Source organism: Rhizobium sp. AN80A (assembly GCF_030053015.1).
Taxonomy (GTDB): Bacteria; Pseudomonadota; Alphaproteobacteria; order Rhizobiales; family Rhizobiaceae; genus Rhizobium; species Rhizobium metallidurans.
The window spans coordinates 2,652,336-2,672,258 of record NZ_JASJPX010000003.1; the positions used below are offsets into that span (position 1 = coordinate 2,652,336).

Consider the following 19,923-nt stretch of genomic DNA (forward strand, 5'->3'; position numbering starts at 1 on the left):
GTTGAGCGAACGGCGGCACCATCATGATGCCGCCGCGACTTTATTCAGTGGTTCGGATCAACCGCCGATAACCGACTTACGAGCGTCGATGATCGTCTGGTAGAAGGACTGGTCGACCGGCGACCAATCGACATAACCGCCGCCGGTGAAGCTGTCGAAGCAGCCCTTGTCGGTCTTCGGCAGGTCGGCGAAGTAGGCGGTGACCTTCTTCTGGATGTCGGCCGGCAGCTTGTTGGACACCATCAGCGGGCCGTTCGGGATCAGCGGCGACTTCCAGACCTCGACGATATCGTCCATGTCGAGCAGGCCCTTGCTGACCATGATGCGCAGGTTGCCGGAGGTGTAGCCCTGGGCCCAGTCGCCGGTGGCGGAGCCGAAGGTGGTGCCGACGTCGAACTTCTTGTCGAGGACGCCGAGAACGAGGTTCTCATGGCCGCCGCCGAAGCCGGTTTCGGAGAAATACTGCTTGACCGGCATGCCGATGTCCTTCGGCAGCGAGACGTTCGGGACGAGGTAGCCCGAGGTCAGAATCCGGATCGGCGAAGCCGAGCTTCTTGCCCTTGGCGTCGGCGAGCGTCTTGATGCCGGAATCCTTGCGGGCGACCATGATCGAGTAGTAGCCGGTCGAGCCGTCTTCCTGCTTGGTGGTCAGAACCGGCGTAACGGCGTTCGGATCCTTGAGGTAGATCGAGGCGTAGGAGGAAGCGCCCATGACCGCGAGGTCGATGGTGCCGCCGAGCAGGCCCTGGATGACGCCGTTGTAGTTCGGCGACGGGAAGATCTGGACTTCCGAGACGCCGGTGGCGGCGACGAGGCCCGGACGTACGCACTCGGTGCGGCGAACCTGATCGGCTTCGTTTTCACCGCCGTCGAGGCCGATACGCAGGACCTTGACGTCCTGGGCGTAGGCCTGGCCTGCAACAGTGGCGATGGCGATCGTGGCCATCAGGATCTTGCGGAACGCAGACATGGTAGTCTCCTTTGGTGACATTTTTCAGTGACGCTGAGATAAGTGACTGCTGAGATGGTGGGGATCGTCGCTTTCCGGCTTTTCCCCCGGCCGGAAACTTGTCAGCGCATGACGGCGGAGGCGGCCATCACGCGCGATACGGCGTCCTGCTTGCCCTTGATGTTATCGAGGCTGGTGGACGTCATGGTTTCGTCGATGCCGGCGCCGTTCTTGTCGGTGCCGTAGATCTCGTTGACGGCATCGGCCGTCAGTTCGGACGGCTTGCCGTCGAAGACGACGCGGCCGCCGGCCATGCCGACGATGCGCTCGCAATAGCTGCGCGCGGTGTCGAGCGTGTGCAGGTTGGTGATGACGGTGATGCCCTCGCGCTCGTTGATATCGCGCAGCGCGTCCATGACGATCTTGGCGTTCAGCGGGTCGAGCGAGGCGATCGGCTCGTCGGCAAGCAGCATCTTCGGCGCCTGCATGAGAGCGCGGGCGATCGCCACGCGCTGCTGCTGGCCGCCCGACAGCGTGCCGGCCATCTGCAGCGCCGTCTGCTCGATGCCAAGGCGCTCGAGAGCGGCGATCGCCTGCACGCGTTCCTCGCGGGTGAAGATGCCGAGCAGGCTCAGCGCCGTGGAGCGGTGGTTGAGACGGCCGAGGATGACGTTGGTCATCACATCGAGACGCGGCACGAGATTGAACTGCTGGAAGATCATGGCGCAATCGCGCTGCCAGTTGCGCAGCCCCTGGCCGCGCAGGCCCGACACCTCGGTGCCGTTGAAATGGATCGAGCCCGACGTCGGCTCCTGCAGGCGGTTGATCATGCGCAGAAGCGTGGACTTGCCGGCGCCGGAACGGCCGATGATGCCGACCATCTGGCCCTGAGGGATGTCAAGCGTCACGGAATCGACGGCGATCTTCTTGCCGAATTGACGGGTGACATTCTTCAGCTCGAACATCATGCTCTTCCTCATAGTCCAGACGCGATATGAGGGAGTGCATTAGGCTTGATGGATGAACGGTGAATGTCAGTTTTATGTAACTGCTGTCACAATTGGGGCTGCTGTGGATTCATTTGTGACAGCGCCGTTCACCTTGTTGTGACAGACGTCCGCGGCAAAAAGGCCGGGTGAACGGAAGGAAATCGCCTGGATTGGCAACAGCCCTATTGAGCTGGCCAAGCTACTCGACGTTCGATATCAGCGTGACACAGCATTTCGTTGGATGCGGCCCGGTTGGGAAACCCAACCAGGACAATCTGCAAGCCTGCGATACGCGCGTATTTCATTGCTGGTATGCAATCGGTGTCGCCGGTCAGCAGTACCAGCCTATCGACAGCCTTCGATGCGCAGAAAGTAGCGATATCCAGGCCGATGCGCATATCGACGCCTTTCTGTTCGAAATCCGCCTTGAAGTCGTTATCCGTCACCGCCTGTCCGGCCGGCAAGATCTTTTTCGGTTTAAAGCCGCGAAACTTCAGTACGCCCAGCCTGACAGCAAAGAGATCTTTCGCAGCAAGCTCTCGCAGCCAGGCATCCGAGCCTGCGAAGGTCTTAGGTTCCGCTGACACCGGCAGTTTGACCGTTCCGCTGTACGGCGCACAATCGTAATAGAAAAACCGGAAAGCGTCTTCATCCGGCTCGACGCAAGCCTTGGCTATCTTCTCAATGTAATCGGGATTGTAGTTCATTCCGGCGTTTCGCGCCAAAACGCGAACATGGCCGCCATCGATCAACACCGCAACGTTCTTCAAATAAAAGACCCCCTCGGCTCGTCGCCTTGGGGGTCTCAAGATACGTGCCCGCCTACGGGCGTACGGATATAAAGCGATAATGCTACAGCGACGCCATTAGTCAATTGAAATCGTCCGTAACAACGCCTCCCGCCCCTCACCGCCGTTTCTGCAGCACCTTGTTGCCCTTCGGCCCGGTCATCTTCGGGGTGTTCTTGTCGTTCTCGTCGCGCAGCACCCGCCAGCGGGCGAGGCGCTCGGGCGCCAGCGTGCCTGACTTGACGGCGGCCTGGACGGCGCAGCCGGGTTCGTGGTCGTGGGTGCAGTCGCGGAAGCGGCAGTGTTCGGCAAGCTCGGTGATCTCGGAGAAGACCTGCTCGATCCCTTCCTGCACATCGCTGACGTGGAGCGTGCGCATGCCCGGCGTGTCGATGACCCAGCCGCCGCCTTCCATGGCGTGCAGCGAGCGGGCGGTCGTGGTGTGGCGGCCCTTGGCGTCGCGTTCGCGAATGCCGCCGGTGGCCTGCGAGCCCTCGCCGCTCAGCCCCGCCAGCGCATTGACCAGCGTCGACTTGCCGACGCCGGACGAGCCGATCAGCGCCAGCGTCTGGCCGAAGCCGCTCCATTGGCCGAGAGCCGCAGCGGCATCCTCGCTCTTGGCGTTGAGGACCACCACCGCGAGATCGCGCTGCAGGGCTTTCGCCTGCGCTTCGTATTCCGCGACGTCGGGGGCGAGGTCGGCCTTGGTCAAGACGATGACGGGCGTCGTCTCCGCCTGATTGGCGAGCGCCATGTAGCGCTCGAGGCGGGCGACGTTGAAATCGGCGTTGCAGGAAGTGACGATCAGAAGCGTATCGACATTGGCGGCGCCGAGCTGCTGGCCCTGTCGCCCTTCGACCCGGCGCTGCAAAAGCGTGCGGCGCTCCAGCCGGCGCACCAGCCTGTCGTCGTCGGGATCGACCAGGACCCAGTCGCCGACGGCGAATTCGGAGGTGTTGAGCTGATGCGAGATCGTGAGCCGGATCAGGCCATCCAGCGAGGTGACGCTCAGGCGGCTGCGATGCACTTCGGCGATGCGGCGGGGGATGAGGCCATGATCGTCATCCGTCAACTGATCGGAAAAGAACTCGGACCAGCCGAGCGAGGCGAGGAATGTCGCTTCGTGATCAATCGTCAAAGGCTCACCGGGGACTGCGGATTATGGGTCAAGGTCGGCTCCGTGCGGGACGTCTGGTGCGGCGGACATTAACGGAAGCTTCGCCGGGAAGATACGGGGTTTGCGCATACGATACCTCGAAGCGGCTTGCGACGGGCACGCGCGGATGATCCCGGCACGGAAGGCCCCCGACGAAGATCGGTGCATCTCTCGCAATTCCCATCTGACGACCTTGATTTCCGCCGAGACTTTCCCGAAAGCTGCGAAAGCCCCCAAGGAAAATTTCATGTTCGTCTCGGAAGCCTTCGCCATCGGTTCGGCCACCTGCATCGCGCTCAGCTCGATGTTCATCAACGAGCTCAACGGCCGCGTGCCGCTGATGCAGCTGGCGCGCTGGCAGCTGACCGCGGCCTTCGTGATGACGGCGCTGGCGGCGACCGTCGTCGGCGGCTGGGCGACGCTTGGGGCGTGGCAGCTCGGGTCGCTCCTCGCCTCCAGCGTGTTCGGGATCGTGATTGCCAGCACCACCTATTTCGCGGCGATCTATACGGCCGGGCCGCGCGTGACGGCGCTTCTGTTTTCGCTGGCTTCGCCATTCGCGCTGGTGCTCGGATATGTCGCGCTGGGCGAGACGATCGATCTCCGCCAGGGGTTCGGGGTCGTGCTCATTCTCTGCGGCATCGTCATCGCCATCGGCTTTCGCCGCCGTCGCCCGGCGCCGATGATCCCGCTTGCCGATGGCGAGCCGATTGCGGAGCCGGCGCCGTCCACGCCGCCCGTCTCTATGCTCGGCATAACGCTCGGGGTCGTCACCGCGCTCGGGCAGGCGCTGGGGAGCCTGACGGCGCGGCCGGCCATGGCTGGTGGTGTCGAGCCGTTCACGGCGATGGCGGTGCGCTCGGGGCTGGCGGTTCTCTGCTTCTGGGCGCTTCTGGCGCTGCCCCGGGTGCGGGCGCAGGCGAACAGCTTTCGGATGCGGGATTTCCGCCTGGCGGCCACCGCCGCCTTCTTTGGCACGGCGCTCGGAATGTCGCTTCTGATGGCGGCCCTGAAGACCGGCAATGTCGGGATCGTTTCGACGCTGTCTTCGATGACGCCTGTCGTCATCCTGCCGATGGTGTGGCTGCGCAGCGGGCAGATGCCGCGCGCGCATGCCTGGGGTGGCGCGGCACTTGCCATCGCCGGCACGGCGCTGATGAGCCTCAGCTAAGCCTCCGGCGCGAGTGGTGATCCATTCGCGTCGGAGAGGTCTGATGCGGACGGATAGGCGGCTCAGGCCTCGTATCGCGCCAGGAAATCCTCGGCGTTCAGCGCGCGGAAATCGGCGAGCGCCACGCGCAGCCGATCGTGCTCCCAATCCCACCATGCAAGCCTGTCCATGCGCTCGCCGATCTCTTTCGGAAAGCGCTCGCGGATCAGCTTGGCGGGGACGCCGCCGACGATGGTGTAGGGTGCGACATCCTTGGAGACGACCGCGCCGGCGCCGATGACGGCGCCATTGCCGACGCTGACGCCGGGCAGGAGCGTGGCGCCGTGGCCGATCCAGACATCATGGCCGATCGTGACGCGGTTTGAGCGGCGCCATTCGAAGAATTCGGTCTCCATATCCGCATCCGGCCAGTAATCGGCAGCGCGGTAGGTGAAGTGGTGCAGCGTGGCGCGCCAGGTCGGGTGGTTGGTGGCGTTGATGCGCACGGAGGCGGCGATGTTGACGAACTTGCCGATCGTGGCGCACCAGATGGCGCCATCCTGCATGACGTAGGAGTAATCGCCGAGTTCGACCTCGTCGATGCGGCAGCGCTCCGACAGCTCGGTATAGCGGCCGAGCGTCGAATTGTTCACCGAGGCGGTCTCGTGGATATAGGGCTCGAGGCCAATCTTGCGGCTCATGCTGCGATCGGCCTCCGTGGCGAGAATTTCTGCACGTCGAGAATGCGGTCGGCGACGGCCTCGCGCACTTCCTCGTCGTGAAAGATGCCGAGCAGGCCGACGCCCTTCTGTTTCTTCTCGGCGATCATCTCGACGACGACGGCGCGGTTCTTGGCATCGAGCGAGGCGGTCGGCTCGTCGAGCAGCAGGATTGTATGATCGGTGATGAAGCCGCGGGCGATGTTGACGCGCTGCTGCTCGCCGCCGGAGAAGGTGGCGGGGGGAGCTGCCAGAGCGCTTCCGGCAGGTTGAGCTTGGCCAGCAGTTCGGCGGCCTTTTGCCGGGCGACATCCGCCTTCGTGCCACGGGCGACCAGCGGCTCGGCGACGACATCGATGGCAGCGACGCGCGGCACGGTGCGCAGGAACTGGCTGACGTAACCGAGTGTGTGGCGGCGCACCTCGATGATGGTGCGCGGATCGGTGGTGGCGAGATCGACGAGGCGATCCTGGTGCTTGACCAGGATCTGGCCGCTATCGACCGCGTAGTTGCCGTAGATCATCTTCAACAGCGAGCTCTTGCCGATGCCCGAGGGGCCGCCGAGCACGACGCATTCGCCCGAGGCGACGGAGAAGGAGACATCCGAGACGACAGGCAGCTTGATGCCGTCGCGCAGATGCATGGTGAAGCTCTTGGAGACTTCCGAAACAACGAGTGGCGTTGCCATGATTGACTTTCCCTGGTTTCGCTGGTGGCGATCCGCAATCCTTAGCCGGCTTACGGATCGCGCTTTCGATTAGACCTGCAGGATCGAGGAGACGAGGAGCTGGGTGTAGGGCTCACGGGGATCGTCGAGCACCCGGTCGGTCAGGCCGTGCTCGATGACGTGGCCGTCCTTCATCACCATCATCCGGTGCGACAGCAGGCGGGCGACGGCGAGATCGTGGGTGACGATGATGGCGGCGAGGCCGAGATCGTTGACGAGGCCGCGAACAAGATCGAGCAGGCGCGCCTGGACGGAGACGTCGAGACCGCCGGTCGGCTCGTCCATGAAGACGAGGCGCGGGCCGGTGACGAGGTTGCGGGCGATCTGCAGGCGCTGGCGCATGCCGCCGGAAAAGGCGCGCGGCTGGTCGTCGATGCGGCTCTCGTCGATCTCGACACGGCTCAGCCAATCGACCGCGGTCGCGCGGATATTGCCGTAGTGCCGATCGCCGATCGCCATCAAGCGCTCGCCGACATTGGCGCCGGCCGACACCGTCATGCGCAGGCCGTCAGCCGGATTCTGATGCACGAAGCCCCAGTCGGTGCGCATCAGGAAACGGCGCTCGGCCTCGCTCATGTGGTAGAGGTCTCGGTACTGGCCGTCGCGCATGTGATACTCGACGCTTCCCGTGGTCGGCATCAGGCGGGTGGAGATGCAGTTCAAGAGCGTCGTCTTGCCGGAGCCGGATTCACCGACGATCGCCAGTACCTCGCCGGGCCAGAGCTCGAAGGACACGTTCTTGCAGCCGATGCGGTTGCCGTAGAACTTCGAGACGTCGTTGACTTTGAGAAGGGGGGTGTCGGTCATGGCTATGCCTCCGCGGATGTGTGTGTGAGGGCATGGAGCGTGGCGGGTGGGTTACCCCCCTCTGTCCTGCCGGACATCTCCCCCACAAGGGGGGAGATCGACTCGTTGCGATGTTTACGCCAGCCAATGCATGTGGAACGAGCGGTTGCGCCCAGCCAATCTCCCCCCTTGTGGGGGAGATGCCCGGCAGGGCAGAGAGGGGTATCCCCGGCAGAACGCCGAACTTGAAGCGCCCTCATTCCGCAGCCTCCCGACCCTGCGCCAACATCTCGCCGGCATGGCCATGCTCCCGCCGGTCCTCGCAATGATCCGTATCCGAGCAGACGAACATGCGGCCGCCCTTGTCGTCGAGGATCACCTCATCGAGATAGACGTCCTCGGCGCCGCAGAGCGCGCAGGGCTTGCCGAAGCGCTGGATCTCGAAGGGGTGGTCCTCGAAATCGAGGCTGACGACTTCGGTGTAGGGCGGGACGGCGTAGATGCGTTTTTCGCGGCCGGCGCCGAAGAGCTGCAGGGCGTCCGACATGTGCATTTTCGGATTGTCGAACTTCGGCGTCGGCGACGGGTCCATGACGTAGCGGCCGGCGACCTTGACCGGGTAGGCGTAGGTCTTGGAGATGCGGCCGTTATGGGCGATGTCCTCGTAGAGCTTGACGTGCATGAGGCCGTATTCCTCGAGCGCGTGCATCTTGCGGGTCTCGGTCTCGCGCGGCTCGAGGAAGCGCAGCGGCTCGGGGATCGGCACCTGGTAGACCAGCACCTGCCCCGCCCCGAGCTTTTCTTCCGGGATGCGGTGGCGGGTCTGGATGATGGTGGCATCCTTCGTGTGCGTGGTGACCGCGACATTGGCGACCTTCTGGAAGAAGGCGCGGATGGAGACGGCGTTGGTGGTGTCGTCGGCACCCTGGTCGATGACCTTGAGCACGTCATCGGGGCCGATGATCGAGGCCGTGACCTGCACGCCGCCGGTGCCCCAGCCATAAGGCATCGGCATTTCGCGCGAGGCGAAGGGAACCTGATAGCCGGGAATGGCGATCGCCTTCAGGATGGCGCGGCGGATCATCCGCTTGGTCTGTTCGTCGAGATAGGCGAAGTTGTATGTGGCGAGATCGCTCATTCGGCTGCCTCCTTGAGATCGTCATCGCCGCCGTTGCGGGCGGCGTCGAAGTCGTTGCGCATGCGGCGGACGAGATCGAGCTCGGCCTGGAAATCGACATAGTGCGGCAGCTTCAGATGCTCGACGAAGCCGGTCGACTGGACGTTATCGGCATGCGAGATGACGAATTCCTCGTCCTGCGCGGGCGCTGTGACATCCTCGCCGAGCTCGCCTGCCCGAAGCGCACGATCCACCAGCGACATGGACATGGCCTTGCGCTCGCTCTGGCCGAAGACCAGGCCGTAACCACGGGTGAACTGCGGCGGCGCCTTGGAGGAGCCCTTGAACTGGTTGACCATCTGGCATTCGGTGACCTGGATGGAACCGAGCGAGACGGCGAAGCCAAGCTCGGGCACATCAAACTCCACCTCAACCTCGCCGATGCGGATTTCGCCGGTGAAGGGGTGGTTGCGGCCATAGCCGCGCTGGGTGGAATAGCCGAGCGCCAGAAGGAAGCCCTCGTCGCCACGGGCGAGCGCCTGCAGGCGCAGATCCCGGCTCATCGGGAATTCCATCGGCTCGCGGGTGAGATCGCCGATCTCGTGATCCTCCGGCATTTCGCCATCGCCCTCGATCAGGCCTTCATGGGCAAGGATTTCCGAGACGCGCATGACGCGGCCGGTTTCGGCTTCGCGCAGCACCGGCTCCTCGACCGCGCCATCCTCGAGCAGCGAGGGGTCGAGCAGGCGGTGGGTATAATCGAAGGTCGGGCCGAGCAGCTGGCCGCCGGGCAGGTCCTTGTAGGTGGCGGAGACGCGGCGCTCGATCTTCATTTGAGCCGTATCGATCGGCTGCGAATAGCCGAAGCGCGGCAATGTCGTGCGGTAGGCGCGCAGCAGGAAGATCGCCTCGATCATATCACCGCGCGACTGGCGCACGGCGAGTGCCGCCAGCGTGCGGTCGTAAAGCGAGGCTTCGGCCATGACGCGGTCGACGGCAAGCGTCAGCTGGGCGACGATCTGCTCGATGCCGATGGCGGGGAGCGCGCGATCACCACGGCGGCGATCGGCGAGCAGGCGGTGGGCATTCGAAATGGCGGCCTCGCCACCTTTGACGGCAACATACATGGGTCACATCTCCGTTGCGGTGATCTTGGTGGTGCGCGGCAGGCAGAGGAAACGGCTGCCCGAGGTGAGCACGATGTCGACGCCGCGCGGGAAGAGCGCGCGATTTTCCGTCCACAGATGCAGGAAGCGTTCCGGCAGACCAAGCGGCGCGACGTCGGTGACGGTCTTGATGCCGGGGCCCATCAGCGCGAGACGGCGACCGCCTTCGAGATCGGGCAGCTCGATGACGAGCGTCGTCGAACGATCGGGATATTCCTGGGTGCCGGAGGCAAACAAGCCGAAGGAGGAGAGCGTGGCGCCTTCATCGACAAAGGCGAAGCGGGCTTCGGCCTTTTCCGGCGTCACCGGCGCGCCGGTGTGGAAGCCGAGCCATTGCGGCGTGGCGGACTTGGCCAAAGCAGGCGAGAGCCAGACGGGAGTGTCGTGATCGCACAGCGTCAGCGCGATGGCACCGGCTGCAATGCCGAGCGGCGCCGGCGGCTCGGCATCGGGCGACACGGTCTGGATGGTGCCGGGGCGAGCCATGGCATCCATCATCAGCTTGAAGACGCTTTGGGCGTGGAACACCGGCTCGGCGAAGCCGCCCGACAGGGCATCTGCGTTATGCGTTTCAGTCTTGAGGGGCATCAGTCGTCTCCGCGAACCATGGTGAAGAAATCGACGCGGGTGGCCGCGGTCTCGTCGGCCTTCCTGTTATCGGCATCGGCGACGCGGGCCGCGATCGGCGCAAGCAGGGTGTTTTCGATAGCGTCGCGAGTGGCCGGCTCCTGCCAGAGCGCATCGAAGATCGCCGAGAGGCGGGCCTTTTCGCGATCGGTACCGAGCGCCTGGGCATGGCCGATGGTGCCGGAAGCGAGGCGGATGGTGGCGCGGGTGACGGTGACCTCGCCGAGATTGAAGGCGGCTCCGCCGCCGCCCATGCGGCCGCGCACCATGACGAGGCCGGTTTCGGGGCCGCGCACGGCTTGCGCCACCGGCTTTTCCGCCAATGCCTGCCAGGCCGCTTCCAGCTCCTGCCGCTCGGCGCGGGCGAGCAGATCGACGGTGCGCTTGCGCGCCCGGTCACCCTCACCCAGCTCGGTCTTGCCTACCTTCTTTTCCGCTAAGGTCATCGCCACATCCTTTAAATGTCTATTGATATAGACAACCATACAAGCTATACCTAGACCTAAATCGCCGAGGTGACAAGCGTGTGACATTTCGGGGGCGCATAAGATAAAGGGCTAAAATGGCTGGGCAGGTTCAGAGACAGACGGGCGTGGCGCTGTGGCGACAGATCGCCGACCGGATTCGCCAGGCAATCAGCGCCGGCGCCTACGACGAAACGGGCATGGTGCCGCCGGAGATGACGCTGGCCACGCAGTTCGGCGTCAACCGCCACACGGTGCGCAGCGCGCTGGCGGCGCTGGCGCAGGAGGGGATCGTGCGCGCCGTGCAGGGTCGCGGCACGCTGATCGAGCGCAAGGAACGGCTGAACTTTCCGATCAGCAAGCGGACGCGCTTCAACAGCGGCATCGGCGAGCAGGCGCGCGAGACGCGCGGGCTGTTGCTCGGACATGGCGAGGAGGCGTCCAGCGACGAGGTGGCGCGCTGGCTGAAGCTTGCGCCGGGGACGAAAGTGATCCGGCTGGAGACCGTGCGCAAGGCGGATGGACGGCCGGTCTCGAGCGCGACCTCATGGTTTCCGGCGGCGCGTTTCGCGGGCATGCCCGAGGCCTACGAGAAGACGGAATCGATCACCCGCGCCTTCGCCGACCTCGGCCTGTCCGACTATATCCGCGCCACCACCGAAATCACCGCCGCCCACGCCGAAGCCGCCGATCTCTCGGCGCTGGAGCTGACGCCGGGCGCGATCGTGCTGATCACCAAGGCGATGAATACCGATCTCGACGGCGTGCCGGTGCAATATTCGGTGACGCGGTTTGCCGCTGATCGGGTGCAGTTCACGATCGAGAATTGAGGGTTATCCTAGCAACATGGAGAGGGCGCAGCACGGGCGTGCGTGAACCCCCTGGCATCCCTCATCCCGGACTTGGTCCGGGATCCAGCAGCGTCGCGTCTGCGGCGCGAGGGAGTCCTTCAACCCAAGGACTTGGGTTGACTGGATCCCGGCACAAGGCCGGGATGAGGGTGGAGAGTTTGGACGCAGCCAGAGACGGGCTCAGTGCGCGCCGGACATGTCGCCGAGGACTTCCTTGGACGCGACGGTCGAGTCGGCGTTGAGCTTGTAGACCATGGGAACGCCGGTCGCGAGGTTGACGCCGAGGATCTGTTCCTTGGTGAGCTTGTCGAGCACCATGACCAGCGAGCGCAGCGAATTGCCGTGGGCGGCGACGAGCACGGTTTCGCCGCGCAGCACGCGGGGCAGGATCTCGGTGAGATAATAGGGCCAGACGCGGGCGCCGGTGTCGCGCAGGCTTTCGCCACCCGGAGGGGGAACGTCGTAGGAGCGGCGCCAGATGTGGACCTGCTCCTCGCCCCACTTGGCGCGGGCGTCGTCCTTGTTGAGGCCGGAGAGATCGCCGTAGTCGCGCTCGTTCAGCGCCTGGTCCTTGATCGTCTCGAGGCCGGTCTGGCCGACGTTCTCAAGGATGATCTTCAGCGTGTCCTGGGCGCGCTTCAGGTCGGAGGTGAAGGCGATGTCGAACTTGATGCCGGTCTCGGCGAGCGCCTTGCCGCCGGTGTTGGCTTCCTGAACGCCGAGCTCGGTGAGCTCCGGGTTCTTCCAGCCGGTGAAAAGGTTCTTCAGGTTCCAGTCGCTCTGGCCGTGGCGAACGAGGACGAGGGTACCACTCATGAGAAATGCCTCCGAAAAAGATCAGTTTTGGGAAAGCCCGAGAACATCGAGCATGGAATAGAGACCCGGCTTCCTGTCGCGCGCCCAAAGGGCCGCCTTGACGGCGCCGCGCGCGAAGATGGAGCGATCGCCGGCGCTGTGGGCCATCGAGACGCGCTCGCCTTCGCCGGCGAAGATGACGGAATGTTCGCCGATGACGGAGCCGCCGCGCAGCGTGGCGAAGCCGATCGTGCCCGCTTCGCGCGCGCCGGTGTGGCCATCGCGGACGCGCACGGAGTGGGTTGAGAGATCGACGCCGCGGCCCTTGGCGGCGGCTTCACCGAGCAGCAGGGCAGTGCCCGAGGGGGCATCGACCTTGCGCTTGTGGTGCATTTCGAGGACCTCGATGTCCCAATCGGCGGGATCGAGCGCGCGCGCCGCCTGTTCGACGAGAACGCTGAGCAGATTGACGCCGAGGCCCATATTGCCCGATTTGACGATGCGGGCATGGCGGCTGGCGGCCGAGATCTTCTGTTCGTCCTCGACCGAGCAGCCTGTCGTGCCGATGATGTGGACGATGCGGGCCTGGGCGGCGAGCGCGGCGAATTCATTGGTGGTCGCGGGCGTGGTGAAATCGAGCACGCCATCGGCATGGAGGAAGGCGGCCAGCGGATCGTCGCCGATCAGGACGCCGTTGGGGCCGAGGCCGGCGATCTCGCCGGCATCCTTGCCGATGAAGGGCGAGCCCGGGCGGCCGACGGCTGCGTGCAGTACGACGCCTTCGATCTCGTGCACCATGCGGATGAGCGCCTGTCCCATGCGGCCCGCTGCACCAACCACCACCAGTTTCATCGCAGCATCGCTCATGTCAGGCGTCCATCATTCACGTATCAGAAAGTCTCGGAGGCCGCGGGCCTCTGAAGATTGTTGAGGCGAGCGTAAAGACCGTCGCTGCGCTTCGCAAGCGTCTCGTGATTGCCCTCTTCGACGACGCGGCCCTGCTGCATGACGACGATCTTGTCGGCGCGCACGACGGTCGAGAGACGGTGGGCGATGACGACGACGGTGCGGCCGGTCATGGCTTCGTCGAGCGCCTTCTGCACGGCGGCTTCCGATTCGGTATCGAGCGCGGAGGTCGCTTCGTCGAGAAGCAGGATCGGGGCGTTGCGCACCAGCGCGCGGGCGATCGACAGGCGCTGGCGCTGGCCGCCCGAGAGCGTCACGCCGTTTTCGCCGACCGGCGTGTCGTAGCCTTCCGGCTGTGCGACAATGAAATCGTGGGCGTAAGCGAGACGCGCGGCTTCCTCGATCTCGGCATCGCTGGCATCGGGACGGCCGTAGCGGATGTTGTCGCGGATCGAGCCTTCGAAGAGATAAGGCTGCTGCGAGACATAGGCCAGCTGCTCGCGCAGCGACTTCTTCGTCACATGGGCGATGTCCTGGCCGTCGATCAGGATCTGGCCGGCCTTCGGATCGTAGAAGCGCGGGATGAGGTTGATGATCGTCGACTTGCCGGCGCCGGAGGGGCCGACGAGCGCGGTGGTCTTGCCGCCTTCGGCGACCATGTCGACGCCATCGAGCACATTGTCGTTGCCATAGGCGAAGGCGACGTGCCTCAGCTCGATGCGGGCCTCGGTGACGACCAGGGGCTTGGCATCCGGCAGGTCGCGCTGGCGCGGCTCCATGTCGAGCAATTCGTAGATCATCCGCGCGTTGACGGCGGCGCGCTCCATCTGCACCTGAAGCTTGGCAAGGCGGCGGGCGGGATCGTAAGCCAGGAGCAGCGCGGTGACGAAGGAGAAGAAGGCGCCGGGCGGCACGTTCTGATAGATCGAGCGGTAGGCGGCGTAGGCAAGAACGCTGGCGACGGCGAAACCGGCAAAGCTTTCGGTCATCGGCGCGTTGCGCTCCGACAGCCTTGCGATCTTGTTGGCGCGGCCCTCGGCGGCGACGATGATCTTGTTGACCTTCTCCTCGAGCTGGCCCTCCATCGTGAAGGCCTTGACGATGGAGATGCCCTGGATGGTCTCCTGCATGGCGCCGAGCACGTGGCTGTTGAGGTCGATCGCTTCCTTGGTGGCCTGGCGCAGGCGTTTGGAAAGGTAGCGCAGCGCCAGAAGCAGCGGCGGCGCCAGGATCAGGACGGCGAGGCTGAGCAGCGGGTCCTGATAGACCATGACGCCGAGCAGCGCCACGAAGGTCAGGAGGTCGCGGGCGGTGGAGGTGATCGTCAGGTTGAGGACATCGCGGATGCCGCCGACATTCTGGCTGACCTGGGCGGCGATGCGGGCCGAGCGCGCCTCGTTGAAATAGCCGACCGACAGCGTCATCAGATGCACGTAGAGGCGGCTCTGGTAACGGGCGACGATGTTGTTGCCGATCTTCGACAGCGCCACCGCCTGGCCATAGCTGGCGAAGCCGCGCACGACGAAGGCGATGAAAATCGCCAGACAGATGATCCACACGACATCGGCGCGCCTGTTGGCGAAGGCCTCGTCGATGATCGAGCGCATGATCCAGGCGGTGAAGGCCGTCGACAGCGCGACGAGGACAAGACAGCCGATGGCGACGACGTAGCCCCAGATGTGCTCGCGGCCGTTTTCAGCGATGATGCGCTTCAGAACGGCGGTGACCGTACCGCTGTCAACGGGTCGCTGCTGGGGATCGGATGAACGCAATAAAGACTTCCTGTCTCGTGGTCATGCGAGCCGCAAGTGCGGCCCGCGCTCGAGCGGCTCTATAAAGAGTTGACGCCCGTTTGGCTAGATCGGCTATCGACCCCAGCGGCGGCCATCCGTCGACACGCCAAACGTATCGGGCCGGCGGGCGTAGGAAGAGAGGCCGGAAAGCGCCGCCAGCGGATGGGTAACGACGTAGGTCGGGATGGTCGAGAGAAGTGCCGTATGCGGCGCCTTGTCCTCGAAACCGGCGCGAAACTCGGGCTTGCGCAGCGCGCCCAGGATCTTCTGGCTGATGCCGCCGGAGAGGAAGACGCCGCCACGGGCCATGAAGATCATCGCCATGTCGCCGGCAACGCGGCCGAGATAGGTCGAAAACAGCGAGATGGTCTCGACGGCGACCGGGTCGCTTTCGGCCAGCGCATGCGAGGTGATGTCGGCCGGATCGCTGTATTTCGGCGCGATGCCATCGGCGGCGCAGATGGCGCGGTAGAGATTGACGATGCCCCGGCCGGAGAGGATCTGCTCGGCGGACACGCGGCCCTCGATGGTCTCGACATGGGGGAAGATTTCGAGATCGCGCTTGCTGCGCGGCCCGAGATCGACGTGGCCGCCTTCGCCCGGAACCGGGATCCAGGCGCCGCGCGCATGCACGAGGCCGCCGACGCCGAGGCCGGTGCCTGGCCCGAGCACGACGCGGGAGGCGACCATGTCCTCATGGGCGTCGGGATTGCCGAGACGCTCGCGGTGCTCCGGCGCCAGATCGGAGATGGCGAGCGCCTGCGCCTCGAAATCGTTGACGACGAGAACATCCTCGAGCCCAAGATTTTCGATCATGGTCCTGGGGCGAACGACCCAGTCGCAATTGGTCAGCGGGATCTCGTCGTCGCTGATCGGGCCGGCGACCGCGAGGATCGCCGAACGCGGCTTGACCGCGCTCTTTTCCAGGATGGTGGCGCGGATGGCGTCGTCGATGGTTTCGAAATCGGCGGTGCGCACGTTCGGGAAATTGACCTGTTCGGCATCCGCCGTCTCGATGATGGCGAAACGGGCGTTGGTTCCGCCGATATCGCCGATCAGGATCGGGAAGGGCATGGAGGCGTCGCTGGTATCGAGCTGGTGCATGGCAGGTTCCGTTGTTGCGCGTTCGCGCGCCGCTTAGGCGTGAAGATTGGCGATCAGCCTGTCGGCCGTGGCCTCGTTGAGCGCCATTGGGATATCATAGACGATCGCGAGACGCATCAAGGCCTTGACGTCGACATCGTGCGGCATGGGTGTCAGCGGGTCGACGAAAAAGATCAGGGCATCGACCTCGCCGGTGGCGATGAGCGCGCCGATCTGCTGGTCGCCGCCGAGCGGGCCGCTCTTCAAGCGTGTAACATCGAGAGCGGGAGCGGCGTCGAGAACGCGGCCGCCCGTGGTTCCCGTCGCGAAGATCGTCCAGTGCGTCCTGAGCGTTTCCTCGTTGCGGCGGGCGAACTCCGCCATTTCGTCCTTCTTCTGGTCATGCGCGATGAGCGCAAGGCACTTGCGGCCGGCCATCAGAAGCTCCCCCTCTAAATTCACTGGCAAAATTCAATCGATTTGACCGCTTCTATACGAAGCGATCAGGGTTTTAAAGTGCGGGATCGCTGTGTTTCACCGCGCCGCGTGTCATTGCGCGGCGGGCTTGTCATCAGGGACGGGGCCGAGATCGGGCAGCTCTTCGTCGCTGGCGGCCGCCGGCTGGGCGGCGGGGGCAACGCCGAGCGCTTCGGCGGCCGAGGCGCCGCCATAGGTCGCCGCGCGCATCGAGGAGACGGCCGGGGCGTCGAGAACAGCCTGGCAGGCCTTGGGCAGATCGGAGACCATGACCTCGCGCGGCTTTACCGGCTTGGCATCCGGCTTCGGCGGCTTGGGCTTTGCCCAGGGCGCTGGGGTGAACCACCAGGCGAGCGACTGGTCACAGCCGTCTCCCGCCGCGACCGGAGCCTGCGGCTTGCAATTGGCCGCGCCCGGCGGGCATTTGAGCCGGACGTGGAAGTGGGCGTCGTGGCCGTATTCCGGGCGCAGCTTGCCGAGATTGGTGCGATCGCCCGTCCAGGTGTCGCACATCTTCTTCTTGATCGCCGGATTGACGAAGATGCGCTGCACCTCGGGGTAGCTCGCGGCGCGCATCAACAGGCGCGCCTGGGCCGCGCTCCAGACATTGGGATCGATCGTCAGAAACGCGTCCTTCTTCAGCATCGAGGTGAAGGGCAGTGCCTCGCGCTGGTCCGTGGTCATGCGGTAGGATGGCATCGGCTTCAGCCAGATATCGGCGTCGAGGCCGATCTGGTGCGAGGCGTGGCCATTGAACATCGGCCCGCCGCGCGGCTGGGAGATATCGCCGATCAGAAGACCCGGCCAGCCGTCATATCTGGCGGCGTCGCGCGACAGCTGTTCGATGAAGGACAGCATGGCCGGATTGCCCCAGCGGCGGTTGCGCGACAGGCGCATGGCCTGCCAGGTCGGACCATCGGTCGGCAGCGCTTCGGCGCCGGTCATGCAGCCCTTGGCGTAGAAGCCGAAAGGTTGCGGGCCGCCTTGCGTGGGAAGCTGAACGCCGCCGAAGATCGCCTTGGCGCTGCCGGGGCTCGGCTGTTTCTGCTGAGCGGCGGCATCGCCGGCGACGAGGCTGGCGCCGATCAAGCCAGCCAATGCCAGTTTACCGATGGAGGAAAGCGCCTGCGCGATACGGAAAGCCATGCCGTGTCCTGAACTGCTGCCCGATTGGGTCGAGTGATTTGTATTAGACTTACCGCGAAAAGCGATTCTGGTGAATCGATGTTTTTCACGGCCGCCGTGGGCCTTGCGTCGGACGCGTCGCGGCGGCTTGTTGCTCCCTTGCGCTCACATTTGCGCGAAGCCGGATAAAAAAGGTGGCGTCACCTGTTTTTCGCCTGCATTTCGCCTATCCTCGGACGAAGCGAAACAATTGGGGCTGGCGAATGGCGCGTGCGTGGTCGAGACTTGGTTTGGTGTTTTCCCTGCTGGGCGCTGCCGCCCTGCCCTTGCAGGCCGTGGCCCAGGAGCCGACTTTCAAGATCGGCAGCTCCGTCATCGGCGAGCTGAAATACAAGCCGGGCTTCAAGTATTTCGACTACGTCAACCCGGACGCGCCGAAGGGCGGCAATCTGAGGCTTTCGGCATCGGGAACCTACGACACGTTCAACCCGCTGCTGTCCAAGGGCCAAGGCGCCGTCGGCCTGACGCTGCCCTTCGAGACGCTGATGAAACCCGCCGATGACGAGCTGCTTGCCTCCTACGGGCTGCTGGCGGAGGGGCTCTCCTATCCCGACGACGTCTCGAGCGCGACGTTCAGGCTGCGCGCCGAAGCCAAGTGGGCGGATGGAAAGCCCGTCACGCCCGAGGACGTGATCTTCAGCTTCGACAAGGTGAAGGAGCTCAACCCGCTCGCTTCCAACTACTACGCGCACGTGGTGAAGGCCGAGAAATCGGGCGAGCGCGACGTGACCTTCACCTTCAACGAGAAGAACAACAAGGAACTGCCCAACATCCTGGGGCAGCTGGTCGTGGTGCCGAAGCACTGGTGGGAAGGCACCGGCCCCGACGGCAAGCCGCGCGATATCGCCAAGACCACGCTGGAACCCGTGATGGGCTCCGGCCCCTACAAGATCGCCGCCTTCTCGGCGGGCGCCACGATCCGCTACGAGCTGCGCGACGACTACTGGGGCAAGGATCTCAACGTCAATGTCGGGCAGAACAACTTCGGCTCGATCACCTACACCTATTACGGCGACCGGGACGTCGAGTTCGAGGCCTTCAGGGCCGGCAACAGCGACTTCTGGCAGGAGACGCTCGCGGCGCGCTGGGCGACCGGCTATGATTTTCCGGCCGTCAAGGAAGGGCGCGTGAAGAAGGAGGACGTGCCGAACGCGCTGCGCGCCACCGGCATCATGCAGGCGATGGTCACCAACACGCGGCGCGACGTCTTCAAGGACGAGAAGGTGCGCGAGGCGCTGAACTACGGCTTCGACTTCGAGGAGCTGAACCGCACCGTCGCCTTCAACAGCTACAAGCGCATCGACAGCTATTTCTGGAACACCGAGCTTGCGTCGTCCGGCCTGCCCGAGGGGCGCGAACTGGAGATCCTCAACGGTCTCAAGGACAAGCTTTCGCCCGACGTCTTCACCAAGGCCTATTCGAACCCCGTTGGCGGCGACCCGCAGAAGAGCCGCGACAACCTGCGCACGGCGATCAAGCTGCTCAAGGAGGCCGGCTGGGAGATCAAGGGCAACCGTATGGTCAATACCGCGACCGGCAAGCCGATGAGCTTCGAAATCCTGCTGTCGAGCCCGGTATTCGAGCGCTGGGCCGTGCCCTACGCCAACAATCTCAAGAAGATCGGCATCGATGTGCGCGTGCGCACCGTGGACGCCTCGCAATATACCAACCGGGTGCGCAGCTTCGATTACGACGTGATCTGGAACGTTTGGGCGCAGACGCTGAACCCCGGCAACGAGCAGGCCGACTACTGGGGCTCCGGCTCCGCCAACCAGCAGGGCTCGCGCAACTATGCCGGCATTTCCGACCCCGCCGTCGACGCGCTGATCCGCATGGTGATCTTCGCGCCCAACCGCGACGAGCAGGTGGCGGCGATCAAGGCGCTCGACCGGGTGCTGATGGCGGGGCATTATGTCGTGCCGCTGTTTTACCGCGACACGCAGTCGATCACCTACTGGAACACGATTACCCGGCCGGCCGAGTACCCGGCCTACTCGACCGGTTTTCCGGATGTCTGGTGGTCGTCTTCCGCGCAAAAGTGAGCGGGCTTGCATTGGCCCGGCGGCTGGGCTCCAAATGGACCAGCCGAATCACTTCGGACGATGATCAGCGCCGGGACGGAACGGCAAAGGAAGGCTTGACGATTGAGCGGCGATAGACTGGACAGCCTACGACAGAACTCCCCGGAGGCCGCT

General features: G+C 64.6%; 18 protein-coding genes and 2 pseudogenes. 3 read left to right on the forward strand and 17 right to left on the reverse strand.

Going from position 1 to position 19,923, the window contains the following annotated elements:
- Positions 1-57: 57 nt before the first annotated feature.
- From phnD to rsgA, 4 genes and pseudogenes are all read right to left on the reverse strand, one after another.
- Positions 58-970: pseudogene (phnD, locus tag P3R82_RS24765) on the reverse strand (phosphonate ABC transporter substrate-binding protein).
- Positions 971-1,071: 101 nt separating this feature from the next.
- A complete protein-coding gene (phnC, locus tag P3R82_RS24770; protein WP_283195712.1) occupies positions 1,072-1,914 on the reverse strand; it encodes a phosphonate ABC transporter ATP-binding protein in 843 nt (280 codons plus the stop codon).
- 206 nt (positions 1,915-2,120) lie between these two features.
- The gene (locus P3R82_RS24775; RefSeq protein ID WP_283195713.1) at positions 2,121-2,708 is read right to left on the reverse strand and encodes an NYN domain-containing protein; all 588 of its coding nucleotides are present in this window, start codon (positions 2,706-2,708) and stop codon (positions 2,121-2,123) included.
- 136 nt (positions 2,709-2,844) lie between these two features.
- Positions 2,845-3,864, reverse strand: coding sequence for a ribosome small subunit-dependent GTPase A (gene rsgA, locus P3R82_RS24780; protein ID WP_283195714.1), 1,020 nt, complete (start codon positions 3,862-3,864; stop codon positions 2,845-2,847).
- 265 nt (positions 3,865-4,129) lie between these two features.
- Here rsgA and P3R82_RS24785 point away from each other — a divergent pair, with 265 nt between their 5' ends.
- Positions 4,130-5,053: a DMT family transporter gene (locus tag P3R82_RS24785; RefSeq protein ID WP_183900685.1), complete on the forward strand. Its 924-nt coding sequence runs from the start codon at positions 4,130-4,132 to the stop codon at positions 5,051-5,053.
- Between the two features lie 62 nt (positions 5,054-5,115).
- On the opposite strand, the gene P3R82_RS24790 is transcribed toward P3R82_RS24785, so the two are convergent.
- The 7 genes and pseudogenes from P3R82_RS24790 to phnG all read right to left on the reverse strand — a co-directional run bounded on the left by P3R82_RS24790 (position 5,116) and on the right by phnG (position 10,620).
- Positions 5,116-5,733: a DapH/DapD/GlmU-related protein gene (locus P3R82_RS24790; protein WP_112981687.1), complete on the reverse strand. Its 618-nt coding sequence runs from the start codon at positions 5,731-5,733 to the stop codon at positions 5,116-5,118.
- Positions 5,730-6,439, reverse strand: a pseudogene (gene phnL, locus P3R82_RS24795) (phosphonate C-P lyase system protein PhnL). Before phnL ends, P3R82_RS24790 begins: the two are co-directional and overlap by 4 nt.
- Before the next feature lie 69 nt (positions 6,440-6,508).
- The gene (gene phnK / locus P3R82_RS24800; protein WP_018899232.1) at positions 6,509-7,285 is read right to left on the reverse strand and encodes a phosphonate C-P lyase system protein PhnK; all 777 of its coding nucleotides are present in this window, start codon (positions 7,283-7,285) and stop codon (positions 6,509-6,511) included.
- Between the two features lie 235 nt (positions 7,286-7,520).
- Positions 7,521-8,402, reverse strand: a complete 882-nt coding sequence (locus P3R82_RS24805) for an alpha-D-ribose 1-methylphosphonate 5-phosphate C-P-lyase PhnJ (RefSeq protein ID WP_183900688.1) — start codon at positions 8,400-8,402, stop codon at positions 7,521-7,523.
- Entirely contained in the window at positions 8,399-9,508 is a 1,110-nt protein-coding gene (locus P3R82_RS24810; RefSeq protein WP_047506739.1) for a carbon-phosphorus lyase complex subunit PhnI, read from the reverse strand. The genes P3R82_RS24805 and P3R82_RS24810 overlap by 4 nt, the downstream gene beginning before the upstream one ends.
- A 3-nt stretch (positions 9,509-9,511) precedes the next feature.
- Positions 9,512-10,135 (reverse strand): phosphonate C-P lyase system protein PhnH, encoded by a 624-nt coding sequence (gene phnH / locus P3R82_RS24815; protein ID WP_018899229.1) that lies wholly within the window; start codon positions 10,133-10,135, stop codon positions 9,512-9,514.
- Positions 10,135-10,620, reverse strand: a complete 486-nt coding sequence (phnG, locus tag P3R82_RS24820; RefSeq protein WP_283195715.1) for a phosphonate C-P lyase system protein PhnG — start codon at positions 10,618-10,620, stop codon at positions 10,135-10,137. The genes phnH and phnG overlap by 1 nt, the downstream gene beginning before the upstream one ends.
- 116 nt (positions 10,621-10,736) lie before the next feature.
- On the opposite strand from phnG, the gene phnF reads away from it, so the two are divergent.
- Positions 10,737-11,468, forward strand: coding sequence for a phosphonate metabolism transcriptional regulator PhnF (gene phnF / locus P3R82_RS24825; protein WP_283195716.1), 732 nt, complete (start codon positions 10,737-10,739; stop codon positions 11,466-11,468).
- Positions 11,469-11,669: 201 nt separating this feature from the next.
- Here the strand turns inward: phnF and P3R82_RS24830 are convergent, their stop codons facing one another.
- From P3R82_RS24830 to mepA, 6 genes are all read right to left on the reverse strand, one after another.
- Positions 11,670-12,305, reverse strand: coding sequence for a 2,3-bisphosphoglycerate-dependent phosphoglycerate mutase (locus P3R82_RS24830; RefSeq protein WP_018899221.1), 636 nt, complete (start codon positions 12,303-12,305; stop codon positions 11,670-11,672).
- Between the two features lie 21 nt (positions 12,306-12,326).
- On the reverse strand, positions 12,327-13,151 hold the full coding sequence (gene dapB / locus P3R82_RS24835; protein ID WP_283195717.1) for a 4-hydroxy-tetrahydrodipicolinate reductase: 825 nt from the start codon (positions 13,149-13,151) through the stop codon (positions 12,327-12,329).
- Between the two features lie 23 nt (positions 13,152-13,174).
- Entirely contained in the window at positions 13,175-14,962 is a 1,788-nt protein-coding gene (locus P3R82_RS24840; protein ID WP_183900695.1) for an ABC transporter ATP-binding protein, read from the reverse strand.
- Positions 14,963-15,055: 93 nt separating this feature from the next.
- The gene (locus P3R82_RS24845) at positions 15,056-16,087 is read right to left on the reverse strand and encodes a glucokinase (protein WP_283195718.1); all 1,032 of its coding nucleotides are present in this window, start codon (positions 16,085-16,087) and stop codon (positions 15,056-15,058) included.
- Positions 16,088-16,120: 33 nt separating this feature from the next.
- On the reverse strand, positions 16,121-16,504 hold the full coding sequence (locus P3R82_RS24850; RefSeq protein ID WP_183900697.1) for a methylglyoxal synthase: 384 nt from the start codon (positions 16,502-16,504) through the stop codon (positions 16,121-16,123).
- A 111-nt stretch (positions 16,505-16,615) separates the two neighbouring features.
- Entirely contained in the window at positions 16,616-17,689 is a 1,074-nt protein-coding gene (gene mepA, locus P3R82_RS24855; RefSeq protein ID WP_283195719.1) for a penicillin-insensitive murein endopeptidase, read from the reverse strand.
- 242 nt (positions 17,690-17,931) lie between these two features.
- On the opposite strand from mepA, the gene P3R82_RS24860 reads away from it, so the two are divergent.
- Positions 17,932-19,770: an extracellular solute-binding protein gene (locus tag P3R82_RS24860; RefSeq protein ID WP_283196420.1), complete on the forward strand. Its 1,839-nt coding sequence runs from the start codon at positions 17,932-17,934 to the stop codon at positions 19,768-19,770.
- Positions 19,771-19,923: the final 153 nt, after the last annotated feature.